This is a genomic window from Natronorubrum sulfidifaciens JCM 14089 (assembly GCF_000337735.1).
GTDB classification, from domain to species: Archaea; Halobacteriota; Halobacteria; order Halobacteriales; family Natrialbaceae; genus Natronorubrum; species Natronorubrum sulfidifaciens.
This window is the reverse complement of the sequence record NZ_AOHX01000025.1, coordinates 161,256-180,033: the sequence shown is the minus strand read 5'-3', so window position 1 is coordinate 180,033 and position 18,778 is coordinate 161,256. Positions and strand designations below refer to the sequence as shown.

Annotated in this window: 20 protein-coding genes and 1 tRNA gene; 6 read left to right on the top strand and 15 right to left on the bottom strand. The window is 63.5% G+C overall.

The window, feature by feature from the left end:
- Positions 1-73: 73 nt before the first annotated feature.
- Complete coding sequence (locus C495_RS02090) at positions 74-358, bottom strand: hypothetical protein (protein ID WP_049890095.1); 285 nt, start codon at positions 356-358, stop codon at positions 74-76.
- Between the two features lie 319 nt (positions 359-677).
- Between C495_RS02090 and C495_RS02085 the strand changes: the two genes are divergently transcribed.
- Both C495_RS02085 and C495_RS02080 read left to right on the top strand, forming a co-directional pair.
- Complete coding sequence (locus C495_RS02085) at positions 678-2,201, top strand: amidase (RefSeq protein WP_008159559.1); 1,524 nt, start codon at positions 678-680, stop codon at positions 2,199-2,201.
- Between the two features lie 60 nt (positions 2,202-2,261).
- The gene (locus C495_RS02080) at positions 2,262-3,770 is read left to right on the top strand and encodes an amidase (protein ID WP_152418846.1); all 1,509 of its coding nucleotides are present in this window, start codon (positions 2,262-2,264) and stop codon (positions 3,768-3,770) included.
- Between the two features lie 55 nt (positions 3,771-3,825).
- On the opposite strand, the gene C495_RS02075 is transcribed toward C495_RS02080, so the two are convergent.
- Together C495_RS02075 and C495_RS02070 are read right to left on the bottom strand one after the other, a co-directional pair.
- Positions 3,826-3,900, bottom strand: a tRNA-Glu gene (locus tag C495_RS02075).
- A gap of 103 nt (positions 3,901-4,003) precedes the next feature.
- Entirely contained in the window at positions 4,004-5,257 is a 1,254-nt protein-coding gene (locus C495_RS02070; protein WP_008159555.1) for a helix-turn-helix transcriptional regulator, read from the bottom strand.
- A 157-nt stretch (positions 5,258-5,414) separates the two neighbouring features.
- Between C495_RS02070 and C495_RS02065 the strand changes: the two genes are divergently transcribed.
- Positions 5,415-5,993, top strand: a complete 579-nt coding sequence (locus C495_RS02065) for an MBL fold metallo-hydrolase (protein ID WP_008159554.1) — start codon at positions 5,415-5,417, stop codon at positions 5,991-5,993.
- A 56-nt stretch (positions 5,994-6,049) separates the two neighbouring features.
- On the opposite strand, the gene C495_RS02060 is transcribed toward C495_RS02065, so the two are convergent.
- The 11 genes from C495_RS02060 to rpl7ae form a co-directional block, all read right to left on the bottom strand.
- Positions 6,050-7,105, bottom strand: a complete 1,056-nt coding sequence (locus tag C495_RS02060; protein ID WP_008159552.1) for an ABC transporter ATP-binding protein — start codon at positions 7,103-7,105, stop codon at positions 6,050-6,052.
- Entirely contained in the window at positions 7,102-8,997 is a 1,896-nt protein-coding gene (locus C495_RS02055) for an ABC transporter permease (RefSeq protein WP_008159550.1), read from the bottom strand. Before C495_RS02055 ends, C495_RS02060 begins: the two co-directional genes overlap by 4 nt.
- A gap of 9 nt (positions 8,998-9,006) precedes the next feature.
- The gene (locus C495_RS02050; protein ID WP_008159549.1) at positions 9,007-10,092 is read right to left on the bottom strand and encodes a thiamine ABC transporter substrate-binding protein; all 1,086 of its coding nucleotides are present in this window, start codon (positions 10,090-10,092) and stop codon (positions 9,007-9,009) included.
- Positions 10,093-10,233: 141 nt separating this feature from the next.
- Positions 10,234-11,064 carry a hypothetical protein gene (locus C495_RS02045; protein ID WP_008159547.1) on the bottom strand — a complete coding sequence of 277 codons (831 nt, stop codon included), beginning with the start codon at positions 11,062-11,064 and terminating at the stop codon, positions 10,234-10,236.
- Complete coding sequence (locus C495_RS02040; protein WP_008159545.1) at positions 11,061-11,327, bottom strand: DUF5827 family protein; 267 nt, start codon at positions 11,325-11,327, stop codon at positions 11,061-11,063. The genes C495_RS02045 and C495_RS02040 overlap by 4 nt, the downstream gene beginning before the upstream one ends.
- Before the next feature lie 189 nt (positions 11,328-11,516).
- Positions 11,517-12,119, bottom strand: coding sequence for a superoxide dismutase (gene sod, locus C495_RS02035; RefSeq protein ID WP_008159543.1), 603 nt, complete (start codon positions 12,117-12,119; stop codon positions 11,517-11,519).
- Between the two features lie 195 nt (positions 12,120-12,314).
- The gene (locus C495_RS02030; RefSeq protein WP_008159541.1) at positions 12,315-12,695 is read right to left on the bottom strand and encodes a DUF7344 domain-containing protein; all 381 of its coding nucleotides are present in this window, start codon (positions 12,693-12,695) and stop codon (positions 12,315-12,317) included.
- A gap of 336 nt (positions 12,696-13,031) precedes the next feature.
- On the bottom strand, positions 13,032-13,496 hold the full coding sequence (gene ndk / locus C495_RS02025; RefSeq protein ID WP_008159539.1) for a nucleoside-diphosphate kinase: 465 nt from the start codon (positions 13,494-13,496) through the stop codon (positions 13,032-13,034).
- A complete protein-coding gene (locus C495_RS02020; protein ID WP_008159537.1) occupies positions 13,493-13,813 on the bottom strand; it encodes a 50S ribosomal protein L24e in 321 nt (106 codons plus the stop codon). The genes ndk and C495_RS02020 overlap by 4 nt, the downstream gene beginning before the upstream one ends.
- Positions 13,813-14,037 carry a 30S ribosomal protein S28e gene (locus C495_RS02015; RefSeq protein WP_008159535.1) on the bottom strand — a complete coding sequence of 75 codons (225 nt, stop codon included), beginning with the start codon at positions 14,035-14,037 and terminating at the stop codon, positions 13,813-13,815. Before C495_RS02015 ends, C495_RS02020 begins: the two co-directional genes overlap by 1 nt.
- A gap of 11 nt (positions 14,038-14,048) precedes the next feature.
- Entirely contained in the window at positions 14,049-14,411 is a 363-nt protein-coding gene (gene rpl7ae, locus C495_RS02010) for a 50S ribosomal protein L7Ae (protein WP_008159534.1), read from the bottom strand.
- Between the two features lie 386 nt (positions 14,412-14,797).
- On the opposite strand from rpl7ae, the gene tmcA reads away from it, so the two are divergent.
- Positions 14,798-17,074, top strand: coding sequence for a tRNA(Met) cytidine acetyltransferase TmcA (gene tmcA / locus C495_RS02005; protein ID WP_008159532.1), 2,277 nt, complete (start codon positions 14,798-14,800; stop codon positions 17,072-17,074).
- Positions 17,075-17,095: 21 nt separating this feature from the next.
- Here the strand turns inward: tmcA and C495_RS02000 are convergent, their stop codons facing one another.
- Positions 17,096-17,815, bottom strand: a complete 720-nt coding sequence (locus C495_RS02000; RefSeq protein WP_008159529.1) for an SDR family NAD(P)-dependent oxidoreductase — start codon at positions 17,813-17,815, stop codon at positions 17,096-17,098.
- Positions 17,816-17,985: 170 nt separating this feature from the next.
- Here C495_RS02000 and C495_RS01995 point away from each other — a divergent pair, with 170 nt between their 5' ends.
- Positions 17,986-18,471, top strand: coding sequence for a DUF456 domain-containing protein (locus tag C495_RS01995; protein ID WP_008159527.1), 486 nt, complete (start codon positions 17,986-17,988; stop codon positions 18,469-18,471).
- 93 nt (positions 18,472-18,564) lie between these two features.
- A complete protein-coding gene (locus C495_RS18010) occupies positions 18,565-18,738 on the top strand; it encodes a zinc ribbon domain-containing protein (RefSeq protein ID WP_169330512.1) in 174 nt (57 codons plus the stop codon).
- Positions 18,739-18,778: the final 40 nt, after the last annotated feature.

Below are 18,778 nucleotides of genomic sequence, written 5' to 3'. Positions count from 1 at the left end.
TATCGACCGCGGGCAGTGATCGCTGCAGAGTTGCCTTGGTCGAGAAGTCCCGTACCCGGAACCACAGCCCGTCTCAGTTCGAGTCTGCGGGTTCAACCGCTTCGACCGCGCCGATCATCGACCACCCATCCTCGTCTGGTCCCTGTCGACCGACGAGAATCGAGGTGTTATCGGCACTCGAGACGAATCGATACGCAGCATCCTCGTCGTCGCGCGTGCCTTCGGCCTGAAACTCCTGTTGGAAGAACTCCGCGCCGGAGATGTGAAAGACCGCCTCGGTGCCGTCCTCGAGGGTCAGTCGAACAGGGTCGGGTGAGATGTTGTGAATCCGCTTGCCGATCGGGTTGAGGTCTGCCATACCCGATCGAACGTATGCGCGGAAGGAAAACGATTCGACCGACGTCCACAGCCGGAACTGCACAGCACGTCCTGTCCATCAGGGAACAGCTTGGACGTTTTGCCCGTCCTCGGTGATGCATCCAACGACCGGCCACGTCGGGAGCGCGACCACGACGATTTCGGCACTCACACTGTTAGCTGAAACTGAATCGTCTTGTTCGATACGCGCGCGGAATGATAGTCGCCACAGAAAGTCAGTGGCGACGATAGTATTCAACAGCATCCCCTCGGAACTATTGGCGAACGCTTTTGTCTATTGTTAGCAACCACCAGAACTGATGTCAGAATCACCACCGAACGTGCAGCCGCTCACGCCGGAGGAAATCCGGGAGTACGCGGCCCACCACCACATCGACCTGGCTGACTCGGAAGTCGAGGACTTCGAAGCCGTCATCGCCGAAACGCTCGCCGGCTACGAGCGGTTAGACGAACTCCCGGATTATCGGCCTCGAGTCGAGTACACCGACCGCGACCCCGGCTACAAACCGGGGCCGGACGAGGACCCGCTCAACGCCTTCGTCACCAAATGCGAGGTCCGGGGCGCGGACGACGGCCCGCTCGCCGACTACGACGTCGGCCTCAAGGACAACGTCAACGTGGCCGGCGTCGAACTAACCCTCGGCTCGAAGCTCTTCGAGGGCTACGTGCCGTCGACCGATGCGACCATCGTGACCCGGCTCCTCGAGGCCGGTGCGACGATCACCGGCAAGCTCAACATGGAGGATATGGCCTTCTCCGGGAGCGGCGAACTCTCCGCGACGGGGCCGGTGTTGAACCCCGTCGATTCGGATCACATCGCGGGCGGGTCGTCCTCCGGGTCGGCCGCGGCCGTCGGAACCGGCGACGTCGACGTCGCCATCGGCGGCGATCAGGGCGGCTCGATCCGCATTCCGGCCGCCTGGAGTGGCCTTGTCGGCCACAAGCCGACCCACGGGCTGGTTCCGTACACGGGTATCGCCGGCCTCGGCCGGTCGTTCGACCACGCCGGCCCAATCTGTTCGACTGTCGAGGACTGTGCGCGCGTGTTGGATGTCATTGCCGGCGAAGACGGCCTCGACCCGCGACAGGGGGCCGTTCCCACCACGGAGTATCCCGAGGCGCTCTCGGACGATCCCTCGGACGTGACCATCGGCGTCGTCACGGAGGGGTTCGATCGAGAGACCAGCGAGGCGGGCGTCGACGACACCGTTCGCGACGCGATCGCGGCGTTCGAAGACGCCGGCGCGACGGTACAGGAGGTTTCGATCCCGATGCATCTCGACGGGCTCACGATCTGGAACGCCATCGCGCTCGAGGAAACGGCTGCGACGGTCAACGGCGAGTGCGTCGGCCACTACGGCAAGGGCTTCTACGACACCCAACTGGCCGATGCGTTCGGGCGGGCGCGGCGTGCACAAGCAGACGACTACCTGACGACGCTGAAATTCACCCTCGTGCTCGGCCAGTACATGGCCGACGAGTATCGGGGACGCTACTACGCGAAAGCACAGAACCTCAGTCGGAAACTGGCCGCCGAATACGACGACGCACTGGCGGACGTCGACGTGCTCGCGATGCCGACGACGCCCCAAACCGCACACGAGGTCGACAGGACGATTTCGCGGCTCGAGGCGATCGAGCGCGCCCTCAACATGCTCCACAACACGGCTCCGTTCGACGTGACCGGCCACCCGGCGGTCTCGGTGCCCGCTGGCCGGTCGGACGGCCTCCCGGTTGGTCTCATGCTGGTCGGGGAGCGGTTCGACGATGCGACGGTGCTCTCGAGTGCACACGCGTTCGAACAGCACGTCGAATCGTCGTAACCCGCAAGGGAGCCAGCGCGGGGAACGATTGATACCCGTGCCTCGAGAACGTGTATGGGTATGACAAGCACAGAGTTCGCGCTCGAGGAGGCGACGATCGGCCAGATTCATCGTGCGTTCGAGGCTGAAACGCTCACGAGCGAATCGCTCGTCGACCGGTATCTCGAACGCATCGACGCCTACGACCACAACGGGCCCGAACTCAACTCGATCATCACGGTCAACGACGAGGCGACTAAGCGGGCGGCCGAGTTGGATCAGTCGTTCGCCGACTCGGGAACGTTCGTCGGCCCGCTGCACGGCGTTCCGGTGCTCGTCAAAGACCACCTCGAGACGACCGACATGGAAACGACGTACGGCTCGGAAGCGTTCGACGGATACATTCCCGAGACCGAGTCGGAAGTCACCCGACGATTGCGCGATGCCGGCGCAATCGTGCTCGCGAAGACGAATCTGCCGGATTGGGCCACCTCGTGGTTCGGGTTCTCCTCGGTTGCCGGGCGGACAAAGAATCCATACGAGCTGAGTCGCGATCCGGGTGGCTCGAGCAGCGGGACGGGTGCGGCAGTTGCGGCGAATCTGGGAACCGTCGGCATCGGAACGGACTGTGGGGGCTCGATTCGCGTCCCCGCGTCGTTTAGCAATCTCGTCGGGTTTCGTGTGACACCGGGCCTGATCAGTCGCACTGGCGTCAGCCCGCTGGTCTCACAGCAGGACACGGCTGGGCCGATGACCCGGTCCATCCGCGACACGGCGAAACTACTCGACGTTCTCGTCGGCTACGACGCCCGCGACGACCTCACCGGCAAAACCGAGTTGATCGACGGCCGCGGCTCGTACACCAACCACCTCCTTGCCGATGGCTTGCACGGGACCCGTATCGGCGTGTTGCGTGCCGGCTTTGGTGATGACGGAAATCCCGATGCTGCACCGGTCAATCAGGTCACCGAACGGGCGCTGACGACGATGGAGAACCTCGGCGCGACGCTCGTCGACCCCGTGGAGATTCCCGACCTGGAGTCGTCGCTCGAGGAGACGATGCTGTACATCCTGCAGTCGAAACGTGATCTCAACGCGTTCCTCGAGGACCGCGAGACGCCGGTTGACTCCGTCGCCGAACTGTACGAAAACGGCCAGTACCACGACATTCTGGATCTGTTTATCGGGTTCGCCGAAGACGGACCCGAGGATCTCACGGATAACCTCGCGTACTGGAAATGTCGAAACGCGCAGTATGAGTTCCAGCAGAACATTCTGGACGTGTTCGCGAGCCACGACCTCGATGCGATCGTCTATCCTGACGTGCAGGTCGTGCCGCCGACGGAAGACGAAATCCGAGATGGTGAGTACGAAACGATGACGTTCGCGACGAACACGATCATCGCCTCCCAGTCGCTGTGTAGTGCCGTCTCGATTCCCGCCGGATTCACCGACGACGGGTTGCCGGTTGGCCTCGAGTTCCTTGGACGTCCCTTCGACGAGCCAACGCTGCTCGAACTCGGCTACGCGTTCGAACAGGCGACGGATCATCGCCAGCCGCCGGCGACGACGCCACCGTTGGCAGACTGACAGGGTCGACGACATGGGCGGCGTGCTACTTGAGTTGAACGACGACCGAAAAAGATGCTCCGACAGGGATTCGAACCCTGGTCATTGCCGTGAGAGGGCAATATGATTGGCCGGACTACACTATCGGAGCGGGCTTCGTCTACATTCAATCGTTGTGCGTTTCGATGTTTAAGGGTTCCGTTTCAGCACGACAGTGTCTCCGTATATCATGGGTGTTAGAACCAGTAGCTGCGTTATTCGTCGAACGGTGATTTCGTCGCCTCGGGTTCATATCCTTCGAGGCTGATGATGTTCTCGCGGCCGACACGGAGTTTGCTGATCGTGCCCTCATCGGCCATATCTGACAAGAGCATACTGACCTTGGATTTCGACCAGCCGGTTTCGTCGACGATGTTCACCTGCTTCATCCGACCGCCGTTCTCACGGATGAGTTTGATGACTCGGTCCTCGTCAGTCAGTAGTTCCTCGTCGGGAAGCGGGTCCGTACCTGCCGTGGCAGCGTCGCTGTGGTCGTCCGTAGCGGCTGCTGGCGGCGACATCGTGTCGGGGCTGTCGGTCTGGGTCGATCCCGGACGGTCTTCGGTACTACCGTCGCTTGACTGTCGCCGCCGCGACCAGAGGATGCCTCCGGTGACTCCCAGTGCGACGATGGCGGCGATGGCGAGATACCACGCGGCGTTTCCACCGCTGAGGAAGCTGCTTTGATTCGCAGCGCCGTCCTCGGAGAGGACGACCCACGGCTGGCCGTCGAGGAATTCGTGTTCACCGCTCCAGCGAACCGAATCTGCATCCTCGAGTTCGGAACGGGGATGTTGGGCACTCTCCGCGGGCTCGACACGGTCGAAGGTGAGGTCGTCCCCGGCATTGATCTCGATCGCCTGATCGGGTCCGAGATAGAGGTCCTCGAAGACGTCACCGACTTCGATACGACCGTCTTCGGCGTGGGCGAATCCGTGCCAGGTGAACGACATTTCGACGATGCCGCGCTCGCCGAACTGGTCTTCGACGGTCGTCGCGCGCTCGAATCCCGTCGCGTCCATCTCCCGATCGGTCAGTTCGGAACCGCTGTCGGTCATGGCGAGTGCCTGCTCGACAAACCGGTCATAGAGTTCGTTCTCGTCCGAGTCGAAGTCGTCGGCAAAGGTTTCGAAGGCCTCGCGGTCGTCGGATACCGACTCGTCACCGGTCCCGAACCGCTGTTCGTACCGGAATGTCCACGTCGCGCTGCCATCTTCGTGGACGGTGATCTCGAACGTCGTCCGGTCGAAATCAGGCGTCTCGTTGGCGATAGCGAGTGTCGGTTCCGTATCCGGAGCCTGCTGTTGGAAGACGACATCGTCCACAGCCGGCTGTGACAGCTGTGTCGATTGCATATTGGATGGGCTCCGGTCGACAGCCTCGGTTCCGGCAGCCGTCATCGGCGACCCGATCGCGGCGATAGACACAACGACGAGAACGACCAGAGCAACGGAAACCGACCGATTCATTCGTCACCCACTACGTGCCGCAGCTAAAAATGCTTGTGAATGGGGATGGGGGAGACGAAGCCACGACGGTGCCGTCGGTTCGGCTCGACACCAACGACGAGCACCCACATGGGGCTGTGTCGATACGCACAAACCGATCGCCGACATACCGTGGCCCATGATCGCGAATCTCGCACAAGGTGTGCAAGCGTTTACGAGCAACGTCTACCTCGTCACCGGCGACCGAACCGTCCTCATCGATACTGGGGCGAACTTCGACGTCGTCGGACCCATCCGGGAACGGGTCGATGAACTCGATGCCGTCGTCCTCACACATACCCACCGCGATCACGTCGGCAACCTCGAGGCAGTCAAAACCGCCTTCGACGTCGATGCGTGGGGGTACGACACGTCGGTCGATGGTGTCGACCACGCCATCGCCGACGAGGAGACGGTCCAACTCGGCGATCACGAGTACGTCGCCCTCCACACGCCGGGGCACAAAAACGACCATCTCTGTTTCTACGCAGCCGACGCCGGCGTGCTCTTTGCGGGTGATTTGATCTTCCAGAACGGGAGTTTCGGTCGGACGGACCTCGAGGAGGGGGATCGACCGGCGCTCATCGAGAGCATCGACCGCGTGCTCGGCGTGATCGACGAGGATCTCACGGTGATGCATACGGGCCACGGGCCGAGTGTCTCGAAGCAACCCTACGGCCACGTCGAGCTGTCGTCACAGATGGCTCGGCAGGCCTGAGAACGGACCGCGCCGGTGTCGGTTGCCGATTCGAGACCGGCGACACCGGCACCTGATCACTGGGACGTAACGACGTGGGCGGCAGCCGGCTCGAAACCGACCGAAACCGCCTCACCCTCCGGAACGGTATCGAGTTGGAGCACGACTGCCGTCCCGTTCCACCGCCCGTACGCACGGACGTGTTCGCCACGAAATTCGCACGTCTCGAGAGTCACCGAAAGCTGGTTCTGTTCGACACCTCGAGTGAGTGCTGTCGGCCGAACACAAAAGCTCGTCTGCTGTCCATCGGCGGGGAGGCTCGGCCCGGCGAGTTCGAACGTGGTTCCGTCGACATCGACGTGCGCCCGGTCGCCGTCTCGAGTGCGGACGGTGCCGTCGAAGACGTTGTTCTCCCCGACGAACTCGGCGACGAACCGCGTGCTCGGCTCGCGGTAGATCTCCTGTGGCGTCGCGACCTGTTCGATCCGTCCGTTGGACATGACGGCGACACGGTCGGAAATCGCGAGCGCTTCCTGTTGGTCGTGGGTGATATACACCGTCGTGACCCCGAGTGTCGATTGGATCTGTGTAAGCTGTCGGCGCAGCGACTCCCGCAAGCGAGCGTCGAGGGCGCTCATCGGCTCGTCGAGCAACAGCAAGTCGGGTTCGGGGGCGAGCGCTCGAGCGAGTGCCACCCGCTGTTGTTGGCCGCCCGAAAGCTGGTCAGGGTTGCGCTCGCCCATCCTCTCGAGGTCGACTAACTCGAGGAGGGCGGCGACTCGTTCGTCGACTGTCGTTCCCTCGGGCGGGTCGCGAAACCGAAGCCCGTAGCCGACGTTTTCAGCGACGGTCATGTGGGGAAAGAGTCCGTAGCTCTGGAAGACGACCCCGACGTCTCGCTTCTCGGGGGCGACGCCAGTCATCGGCGTCCCGTCGAAAGAGACAGTGCCGTCGGTCGGCTCCTCGAAGCCGGCGATCGTCCGGAGCGTCGTCGTTTTCCCACAGCCCGACGGGCCGACGAGGGTGAAGAACTCGCCGTCGCGGACGGTCAAGTCGATGCCCGCTAACGCGGTCGTCCCGCCCGCGTCCGTGCCGTACTGTTTCGAGACGCCCTCGAGTCGAAGCTCGGTCATCGGTCGGCCCTCCCACCGACGCGGTCGATGACGACGAAACTCGCTGCGGTGACGGCCAATAGCAGGGTCCCCATGGCGATCGCGGGACCGGAGCGACGACCCAGATAGCGCTCGACGGCGACGGGCATGGTGTAGCTCTCGCTGCCGCTGGCCAAAATCACCGTCGAAGAGAACTCGCCGATCGAGATAGCAAAGGCGAAGGCCGCGCCGGCGACGATGCCGTTTACGACCAGCGGCAGTTCGACATCGACCAGCGCCCGGAACCGCGAGGCCCCGAGCGCGCGGGCGGATTCGACCATCGCGGGATCGAGGTTCGCAAGCATCGGGGAGACGTTTCGGGTCACGAACGGATAGGCTGCGACCGCGTGGGCGACGACGATTGCGACGGCACCCGTCATCTGGAGTCGCCAGCCACCCGGCAGCGAGATGCCGAACACGAGCCCCTGTAAGAGCCCGATTCCGAAGACGACACCGCTGACGGCGAGTGGCAACATCGCGAGGGTGTCGATAACCGTGCCACTCCGGCCAGCACGGACCGTCAGCACCGAGAGCACGACCCCCATCGGCACCGCGATCACGAGCGTTGCGACACCGAACACCAGCGAGTTCCGGATGGCGGGCAACGGCAGCGTCTGGAAGCTCTCTCCCTCGAGTTGGCGCTCGAGCAAGAACGCGTAGTTTCGCAGCGTAACGCCAGAGCCGTCGGTGAAACTCCCGACGACGAGACTCGCCATCGGCCCAACGAAGACGACGAGGGCAACGAGTCCGTAGGTGAAGATCGCAAGCCGCCGTGGTGAGAGCGTTGTCCGTAGATCGGGGACGAGTGACTCTCGAGTGGGTCGTGAGGCAGCCTGCGAGAAGCCGGCCTGTGCCGACTCATAGCGGAGGTAGGCGTAGGTCAACCCGAGCGAGAGGATCGTCTCGAGGATCGCGAGCGTGGCGGCTTCGGTGTAGTCGAGTCGCTGGATACGGTCGTAGATCCAGACCTCGACAGTCGCAAGCTGGAGGCCGCCGAGTGCGAGCACGATCGGGAACGTCATGAACGTGAAAATAAACGTCAACAGCGCACCCGTCAGCACGGCCGGCGCGAGTTGTGGCACGACGACGTCACGGAACGCCCGTCGCTTGCTAGCTCCGAGACTGCGGGCCGTTTCGACGGTCCTGACGTCGACGGACTCCCACGCGGCGACAGTCAGGCGGGCGACGAGAGGGGCGTTGTAGAAGGCGTGAGCGAGGATCACGATCGCCAGTGGGTTGGTCTCGATGAACGCGAACGGTCCCAGTCCGACGGTACCCAACAGCGTGTTGAGCGTCCCCGTCTGGCCGAACATCGCATAGAAGCCGACAGCGACCATGATCCCCGGCAGGACGAACGGCAGAATAGTCAGCGACCGCAGCGTTCGACGGCCGTGGAACTCGTAATTCGCGAGGATGTACGCGGCTGGCAGTCCGAGTGCGACGCTTGCGACCGTCGACAGCGCGGCCTGATAGGCCGTAAAGCCGAACAGTCCTTTCCGGACGCCGGGCGTCTCGAGGGCGAGCCACGGCACCGGGAGGTCGACGCCAGGGAGTGGGTACTCGAGCGAGAGCGTGATCGAGACGGCCCCGAGCCAGGCGGCAAGCGAGCCGAGATGGGTGCCGATAGCGAGAGGGTCCGCGAAGACGTCCGCGACGGCCCCGAAGTAGAACGGATCCGTTAGGACATCGGCGACGTGACTGAGCGTCGGGACGCCGTCCTCGAGGACGGCGTTGCCGAAGACGACACCGACGGGGACGTACAACATCACGCCGAGGACTCCCGCCATGAGGAGCGCGGTCAGCCAGAGGACGTGGCGCTCGAGCAAGGCACTGAGGCGACCACGGTCGGCGGCGATTCGATCTCCGAGAGACACGGTCGACCGTTACTGGCTGGCGAACTCGCGTGCCCAGTCGTCGACCCAGCCATCGAGGTTGCCCTGAAGCTCGTCGTAGCCGACTGTCACCGCCTCGGGCGGGACGTGGGCGTACTGATCGAACTCGTCGTCTAAGTCGACGTACTCGTCTTCGACGGCAGGGAACTGGACGTTTCTCTGGGCGATTTCGGCCTGCGCATCGTTTGTGAGGACGAAATCGAGGAACTCGTAGGCGAGATCGACACTCGTTGCGTCTTCGAAGATTCCCATCCCCTCCGGGTTGGCGTATCCCTGATCGTTCGGGAACGCGATCTGGTGGCGGGTGAGGTCGTTGCCTTCCGCGCTCGCAAACACCTGATCAGTCGAGTAGGAGACGACCATCGGACGCTCCTCGTTCATGTACGCACCGTAGTACGATTCGGTCCAGTCCTCGAGAACGCGAACACCGTTTTCCTCGAGGGCTTGCCAGTAGTCGAGATAGCCGTCCTCGCCGAAGGCGTCGATCGTCCACAGCAAGAACGCCTGCCCCGGGTCGGAGCTCTGGGCGTTCTGGGCGAGCAACGCATCCTCGTATTCGGGTTCGGTCAGGGCATCGAAGGTTTCCGGTTCGTCGACCTCGCTTTCGTCGTAGACGAGGCTGATGTATCCTGTGTCGTACGCAAGGACACGCCCGTGTGGGTCACCCATGTCGAGCCCATCTCGGATACGACTCGCTCGTTCGATCCGATCGTGGTCGAGTTCGCGGAACAACCCACCCTCGTCGAGATTGTCATCGATGCGTACGAGATCGTCGATGTTGAGTCCGAGATAGACGTCGGCCTCGATCGAGATGTCCCGCTCGGCCTCTCCGATATAGTGGCTGATACCCTGATCCGGAAGCAACTCCCACTCGAGTTCGGCGTCAGGATACTCGGCTTCGAACGCCTCCTTGAGCCACGGCCCCGCTGGGTTCTCACCGTCGACCATCGACTCGTAGGTGACGACGGTGAGCGTCCCGTCGTCGGTGTCGTCGCTATCGCCGTCCTGTGTCAGACAGCCAGCCAACCCAAGTGCTGCCCCACTCCCGATCGTACTGACGAACGTTCGTCGCCTCATTACTCGGTTGTTACACTGGGTAGTCTTAACCACTGTGATCGACGAACGTCAGTTTTCAGCCCGGTCACCGTTCGATTTGGGCGGCGATAGCTCGACACCGAATACCGAGAACAGAGCGCTGAGAGCCGCCGTTGAGTTTCGTCAGGGCGTGGCTGCATCCAACAACGCGTTGTAAGCGTCGCCGTACGCGCTCGCGATCCGTGCTGGCTCCGCCCGGTCGTCGCTGCCAAGCGCCGGCAGGCGAACGCGCTCGAGTGGCTCGAGGTAGTCGAGCACGTCAGGGACACGTTTCTCGAGGGTCCCGTCTTTCGGACTCGAGCTAGCGATCTCGGCGGCCCGACAGTAGCGATCACCCGGGTAGATGCTCGCACGGCCGGGTTCGACGGCCGCGACGGCGCTGATCGCTGCGGGGTCGAGCGACTGCAGCGGCCGGGCGATGTCGCTGTAGGATTCGACGACAGCAACGGGCGACGATTCGATTTCAGCAGCCAGTTCCTCGAAGGCGGGGACGTGCCGCTGTTCGGCGAGTTCGTTGCACTCCTCGACGGTTTCGACCGGGATCGCGTCCTCGAGCGGCAGTGCGTCGGCGACGGCGTCCGGAATGTCGGCGGTCGCGTTGTGAACGTACGTCGGTGCGGTGTCGTCCGGGCGACCGATGCGATCGACCAGAAACTCCCGATCCGACTTGCCGAGCAGTCCAGTCCCGCCACCGGGGGTTGGCCGCCACAGTCGGTGCACGGGGTTGAGCGCTTCGGGGGGCCGACCACGGTCTTCCGCCGTTGCGAGTCGGGCGGCGTCTTTGCCATACAGTCGTCCCGTCGAAAGCGCTCGCTGGCAGTCGTCGTGGTCGAACCAGAAGTCGTTCCCGGCACGGGGTTTGTAGCCACCCGCGCCGGTTCGCTCGAGTAGGCCAACCGAGAACGTGGTCTTGCCGGCGTCGACACGATCGGCACCGACCACGAGGAGAATCATTCTTTCAGGCCATAGTAGCCGGGCTCGTCGTCGCTGCGTGGTTCGGCGACCACGAGGTCATCGGCGTTGGTCATCACCCACGGAATCGCCCAGTCGAGCAGGATATCCTCGGTTTCGCGGTCGATATCCGCGTCGGGCTCGAGGCCCTGCAGCAGGCGGGCAATCTCGTAGACGGAGTACATCTGGTCGTCCTCGAGCAGTTCCGCGGGCGTATAGAAGTCACACGGCGGCAGGCTGTCGAACTCGGACTTGGGAACGGGCATACTCATCGCTATCGCTCTCAGCCGCCTAAATCGTTCGTTTCCACACGGGAGCGGAGCATCGTCACAGCGGCGACCCCGCTCGCTCGCGGGTCGTGTGATCGGTGTCCCTGACTGCGCCGTCGCTGGGCGGGTCGTCGGTCGCAAAAAATATCGGAGTTGACTCGCTCGTCGCGTCTTGCTGCGTTCAGCTTACTCGAAGTGGTCGAGGCACTTCTCGTACTCTTCTGCGGCCTTCTCCCAGTTGACGACATCGAAGAACGCGTCGATGAAGTCGCCACGGTCTGGACCGTAGTCGTAGTAGTAGGAGTGTTCCCAGACGTCCAGTGCGAGGATTGGGTGCGAGCCCCAGAGTGCGCCCTGGTCGTGTTTGTCGACCGCAACGTTTCGCAGCTGTTTTGCAACCGGGTCGTACACGAGCAGTGCCCAGCCACCGGCTGCGCCGGCAGCGGCTTCGAACTCGCCTTTCCAACCCTCGTAGGAACCGAAGTCCTCCTCGATGCGGTCGGCGAGGTCGCCTTCGGGCTCACCGCCGCCGTTCGGGGACATGTTCTCCCAGAACAGCGTGTGGAGATAGTGTCCACAGCCGTTGTGAGTGACACTACCCAGCGCACCGGGCGTCGAGCCGAAATCACCGGACTCGCGGTTCTCTGCGAGGGTTTCTTCGGCGGCGTTGAGGCCGTTTACATAGCCCTGATGGTGCGTGTCGTGATGCCAGGTCACGACCTGTTCGGAGATTGATGGTTCCAGTGCGTCGTAATCGTACGGCAGTGGTGGAAGTTCGTGGTCAGTCATTGGATTTCACCTGTCTGCTATCTCGGCAGCGTTCGTGTTAAGTTTTGAGGAAAGAGACGCTATCATGCGGCACGATCGACCGGCGTCTCTTCCCGTGATTTGTCGCTTCGAGTCGACACACCACGCATCGCGTGTTAAATCTTTCAGCACTCCCACGCCGGCTGACAATAGCGTCGCTGTTCGGCGGTGTGGATTCTACGACTGCTCTTTGTGATGGGCGTGTTCGAGCCACTCCTCGAGCGACGGCTGTGTCCAGTATCTGACCGTCTCGCTCCGATGATCGTGCTCGAGTATCCCTGCGTCCTCGAGCCGTGGGAGATGCGTGTGCTGCAGTTCCATCTGGACCCGCCCCCGTTGTTGCTCGGGGTTGGTTTCACCGTCCGATTCGGAGAACCGTTTCAGATCTGTGGTGACCGCGTCCGCGATTTCTTCTAGCGTTGCGACACCGTCGGGTTGATCGTACAGATAATACAGCGCATACCGGCGACGACGGTTCGAGAGGAGATCAAAAATCAGGTCCAGCGACGGGGTGACCTGCGCCGTGGCTGCCGTCGATTCTCCCTCGCTTTCACGCATCCACGAACCACCTACCGTATGTTACCATTCGAAACCACCGCTGATGACTACTGCAGCCACTGCATTAGATGTTACGTCTACGATAACAATCCACTGCAGTCCGTTCTGGTTGGGCGCGTACGAACCGACTAGATACCACTGTCTCGGTCGACCAGTTCCTCGAGTTACACGGACCGGAGTCCGTAGCCGCCCTGCTGGACGCCAGTCGGAGAAACCGATACCGTTCGAGTGCGCTCGAGTAATGGGCGTATCAGCTGACCGCTGAACTGAGAGCGGCGACGCTATCGAATAATAGGCGGCAACAAAACGGTGCTGATCGCGGCTGCTAGTGGCGTCTTATTCGTAGAGCCACTCGGCGTCGTGCTGATCGTAGTCGATCAGCTCGTCCTCGTCGAAGTGGATTGCGATCTCGCGTTCGTTTGCACCCTCGTCTTCGTGGTCAGCAGCGTGAACGACGTTGCGACCGAGATCAAGCGCGTAGTCGCCGCGGATCGTTCCCGGCTGTGCCTCGAGTGGATCCGTCTCGCCGATCATCTGTCGGACCTGTCGCGTCGCGTCCTGTCCTTCCCAGACCATCGGGACGACCGGGCCGGACGTGATGAAGTCGGTCAGATCGTCGAAGAACGGCTTGTCAGTGTGCTCTGCGTAGTGTTCCTGAGCGCGCTCTTCGGGCATGTTGATGACCTTGATGCCCACGAGTTTGAGCCCGCGGTCCTCGAGTCGGGAGACGACCTCGCCCACAAGCCCACGCGCGAAGGCGTCGGGCTTGACCATCACGAACGTTCGCTCGTGGTCGCTCATTCCTCGTCCTCCTCGGAGTCGGTTTCTGCACCCTCGTCGTCGGCGTCGGCCTCGTCGGCGTCAGCCTCCGTTTCGGCGTCCTCGTCTTCGGACTCCTCGTCGTCGGCAGTCTCCTCGACTGCTGGCTGTGCAGGACCCTTGTCGCGACGACCTTCTTCGGTCCACTCGAGGTCGCGTGGTTCGCGACCGAGCTTGTAGTTTTTCTCCGCCTTCGAGTCGACGAAGTGGAGCACGGAGCCGTCGTTTTTGACGTACATAATGCCCGTGCCGGGTTCGATCTCTTCGCCCGTGTAATCACAGGTTCGTTTCTCGACCATTATTGACCTCCGATGGAGTCTGCCTCGCGGGCAGTCTCGCGAAGCTGGAGGATGTCCCCTTCACGAACTGGCCCGAGGCAGTTTCGGGTAATGATTCGTCCCTGGTTCTCGCCCTCCTTGATCCGGCATTTGACCTGCATGGCCTCACCGTGCATGCCGGTCTTGCCGACGATCTCGATGACCTCGGCGGGCGTAGAGCCGCTTTCTTCCTCTTCAGCACTCATCTCTGATCACCTCAGTCGAGGTCCTCGACCTTGCCGGCGATGTCTTCGACGTCGTCACCGGCTTCGCCGGCGTCGACGATCGCCGCGGCGGCCGAGCCGACCTCGAGGCCGGCAGCGTGGCCGACGTCGTCTTGGGTTTCGATGAAGACGACGGAAATGCCCTTCTCCTCGGCGAGGTCGGGGATGTGCATGACGATCTCCTCGGGGGAGACGTCTTCGGCGACGTACACGAGGTCGGCGTTGCCGCGCTCGATCGCTTTCGTCGTTTCGTTGGTTCCTTTCTTTACTCGTCCGGTGTCTCGTGCGACCTCGAGGGCCTCAAGGGCGTCCTCTGCGAGGTCGGCTGGGATGTCGGTGGTTACGTAGACTGACATTGGTTGTTCACCTCTCCTACACGTGGGCTCGCGCTCCCCTGCCGTCCGGGGCACTGGGTACCCCGTGCCGGATCAGATTCCGGCGGAAGTCCTGTAAGGCTAGGAGCATCATCAACCCCGCGTAGGGTGTACTACGCTGTAGCGTTGCCCTCCTTAAAAGCGTGTTCAAACGGTCGAGGCTGTGCGAGAGGTCCGCACAGATCGACTCGAGTAGGTCATCGGAGACGGTCGGCTCGGCTCGCTGTGTCGGGGCTTGACCCGATCAGACACAGCGAATCCAAGCCGAGCCCGAGCCGGGTGAGGTCGGCGCGGCAATCGGTTTCCGACGGCGGGCGTGACACGCAGCGTTCCGGTGGCTATTACTCTCGCGTCCCCAAGACGAAGCTATGTACGAAGACGTCGTTTCGCTCGCCGAGTCGCTGTTCGAGGAGGCGACGCGAACCAACGAGCGACGACTGCTCGTCCTCGCTGGCGATCGTGCGCGTGGCTACGACGCCCTCGAGTCGATCCTCGATACGCTATCGGTGCCGATCACCGCGACGACGCTCGTCGGTCCCGACGACCGCCTGCGGTGTGAACAGCTGCCACAGGCGAACGCGAGCGAACTGCTCGGGACGACGCGGGAGATCGTCACGCTCGACGCCCACGACGAACTCCGGCCGAACGCGCTCGGCAAAGTCGTTGGTACGGTCGACGGCGGTGGGTTGCTGATTCTGCTGACGCCGCTGCTCGAGGCGTGGCCCGACCGCCACGACGCGTTCGACGACTCGCTTGCCGTTCCGCCGTTCCCGTTGTCGGCCGTCACTGGCCGGTTCAGACGGCGGCTCGTCGAGACGCTGCGCGCACATCGCGGTGTCGGCATCGTCGACGTCGACACCGAGCGGATCGTCGACAGCGGGCTGACGAACCCAACACCGCGAGGAAGCGACGAACAGGATGCGACGGCGCTCGAGCCACCGACGGACAGCCGGTTTCCGACCGCCGTCTACGACGCCTGTTTGACGGCCGATCAGGTCGACGCCGTCGCCGCGTTCGAGTCGCTGCTCGCGGACAGTGGCGGCGACGACGGGCAATCTCGAGCCGTCGTCCTCGAGGCCGACCGTGGCCGGGGAAAATCAAGCGCTGCGGGGCTGGCTGCCGGGGCGTTCGCCGCCGATGGGCTGGACGTCCTCGTCACGGCTCCACGGTCTCGAAACGCTGCAGAACTGTTCGACCGCGCTGGAGAACTCTGTGCGGCCCTCGACTGTGTGACCACTGTCGACACTCGCCGACTTGAGACCGATGCCGGCGGTTCCATCCGCTTTCTTGAGCCCGCCGTCGCCGCCGGCCGCCTCGAGGACGCGGATGTCGTCATCGTCGACGAGGCCGCGGCGCTGCCCGTTTCGGTGCTCGAGTCGCTGCTCTCGGCCGACCGCGTCGCGTTCGCGACGACGATCCACGGCTACGAGGGGACCGGTCGGGGCTTTTCAGTTCGGTTCCGGGACCGACTCGCCGAAAGCGACCACGACGTGGTCGACCGAACGCTCCTCGAGCCGATCCGGTATGCGGCGGGCGACCCCGTCGAAGTGTGGGCGTTTCGGGCGCTGTTGCTCGATGCGCGGCCACCCGTCGACTCGCTGATCGCCGACGCCACGCCCGACGCAGTGCAGTATCGGCGACTCGAGCCCGACGCCCTGCTGGCCGACGAGCACCTGCTCCGGGAGGCGTTCGGCCTGCTCGTACTCGCCCACTACCGCACGGAACCCAACGACCTCGCGCGGCTGCTCGATGCGCCGAACCTCGAGGCACGGGCGCTCGTCCACGACGGCCGCGTCGTCAGCGTCGCCTTGCTGGCTCACGAGGGGACGCTTCCGGCGGAGACACGAGCGATGATGTACGAGGGTGGCCGCGTGCGCGGGAACATGCTCCCTGACATCCTCACGAGCCAGCTCCGTGACGAAGCCGCCGGCGAACCGGCTGGCCTCCGCATCGTGCGCATCGCGACCCACCACGCGGCGCGCTCCCGGGGACTCGGCTCGCGGCTGCTCGAGTGTGTCCGCGAGGAGTTCGAATCCTCGGTCGACTGGCTCGGCACCGGCTTCGGTACGACTCCCGGCCTCCTCGCGTTCTGGCGTGAGAACGGCTATCGAACCGTCCACGTCTCGACGACGCGCAACGACGCCAGCGGCGAGTACTCCGCGCTCATGCTCGCGCCGGTGAGCGACACGGGTCGGGAACTGCACGACCGCCACGCCGGCTGGTTCGCCCGCCGCTTTCGCGCACTCTGTACGGACGCCCTCAACGACCTCGAGCCCGATGTCGCCCGTGCGGTGCTTCGAAGCGTCGATGCCGACGTCGACGACCGCGAGTTATCGGCCCACGAGTGGCGACTCGTCGCGGGTGCCGCCTACGGCCCCGGGCTGTTCGATATCGACCCGGGGCCGTTTCGCCGGCTCGTCAGCCGCTACTTCCTCGAGGACCCGGCTGAAATCGAGCTGACGGCCCGCGAAGAGCGGCTGCTCGTCATGCGTGCCCTGCAGGCCCGCGAATGGGAACGAGTGGCGGATCGCCTCGAGTACCACTCGACGAGTCAGTGTATGCGCGCGCTCGGAGATGCCGTCTGCCCGCTGGTCGACTACTACGGGTCGGCGGCCGCGCTCGAGGTTCGCGACCGGTTTCGGTAGCGTGTTCCAGTAGAGTGCCACTCAGGTGAACAGTCGCTGCAGGATGCGTTCGGGAAGCGCGTTCAGGACCCAAGCAACGAGTCGCCACCGACGCGTCACGTAGACGTGATCGCGTTCGCGGTCGATTGCGCGCCGGATTTGTCTTGCCGCCGTCTCGGGCGAACACATCCAGAACTCGCCCATCGCCATCTCGGTGTCGACGAACCCGGGTTCGACCGTCGTAATCGTCACGTCGCCCTCACGGCCCGCCTGCCGATAGCGCAGCCCCTCGAGATACGTCGAGACGAACGCTTTCGACGCGTTGTAGGCGGGTGCGCCACCGTTGCCGAAGACGGCCGCAACCGACGAGATTCCGACGAGGTGTCCCGCGCCGCGGTCGTCGAAATGGGCCATCGCTGCCGTCGCGATCGCGGTAACGCCACGGACGTTGACGTCGATCGTCTCGCGTTCGGGTTCCCACTCGAGGTCGCGGTTCAGGTGGCCAACGCCGGCGCTGAGTACGACGAGGTCGACCGACGGCATCGCGTCGACGAGTTCGTCGAAGCCCTCGCGGGCGTCGTCGACATCGGTGACGTCCATCGTCGCGACGTACGCGTTCGTGGGGAGCGCTGCGCCAATTTCGGTCAAGCGCTCCGTCCGGCGAGCCGTGAGTCCGACCTCGTAGCCCTCGGCTGCCAGTTCTCGAGCCACTGCCTCGCCGATTCCCGAAGATGCACCGACGACGATCGCACCGTCTGTCATACCTATTCGTTTCGTCGACAGAGGGTAATGGTACCGCTCGCGCAGTCTCGTCTGCTCGAGACGAGAGTGACGTCGCCGCTTCTGGCAACGCTGTCGGCTGGCGTTACACTGAGCGGCTGACGGTGACGCTGGCAGCACGATTTTGGTGTCGCCACGCCTCTGTAGGGATAATGGTCGATGCAATCGCAGTTATCGCCATCGCGCTGTTGATCGGTGGCGTCGTCGGGACGGTTATCCCGTTGGTCCCCGGCGGTCTCTTTTCGCTCGCCGGGCTTGGCCTCTACTGGTGGCACTCCGGCTTCACCGAACCGGGGACGGTCGTGGTCGCTGTCCTCGCTTTGCTCGGCGTGCTGACGGTCGTCGTCGAGTTCTTCGGTGGTTCGATCGCCGCGAAAGCCGGCGGTGCATCCTGGCGAACGACCGCTGCCGCCGCAGCCGTCGGCATCGTCATGATGATCGTCACCGGCCCGATCGGGCTACTTGTGGGTCTGTTCGGCACCGTCTTTCTCCTCGAGTTCGCTCGAGATGGCGAACTCGAGGCCAGCACGCGATCTGCGTTCTACGCGACCGTTGGCGTGCTCGCCTCGACGGCGACACAGGTCCTGTTGACCGGCTCGATTCTGGTTGGCTTTCTCGTGGCCGTCTTTCTGCTCTAACGAGCACGAGCACTGGCACTGTGGCTGCTCTGGACGTGGATCGTCCGTTTACTGACGGCGGTACTTATCCGTGTACAGGACGATATCATCTCCATGAGCATGTTCGAACGGCTCGGCGAGAAAGTCGAGCGGTTGAAGCAGGAAGCCGAAGCCGGCCGGGCGGACCGCATCGACTATCGGTGCCGTGCGTGTGGCGAAAGGTTCCACCGCGAGCAAGAGACGTGTCCCGACTGTGGAAGTGCCGAGGTCGGACGGATCGAGGAGTAACGTCCCCGTCCGAAGACGCGCCAGTCGACTTCTCCCTCGA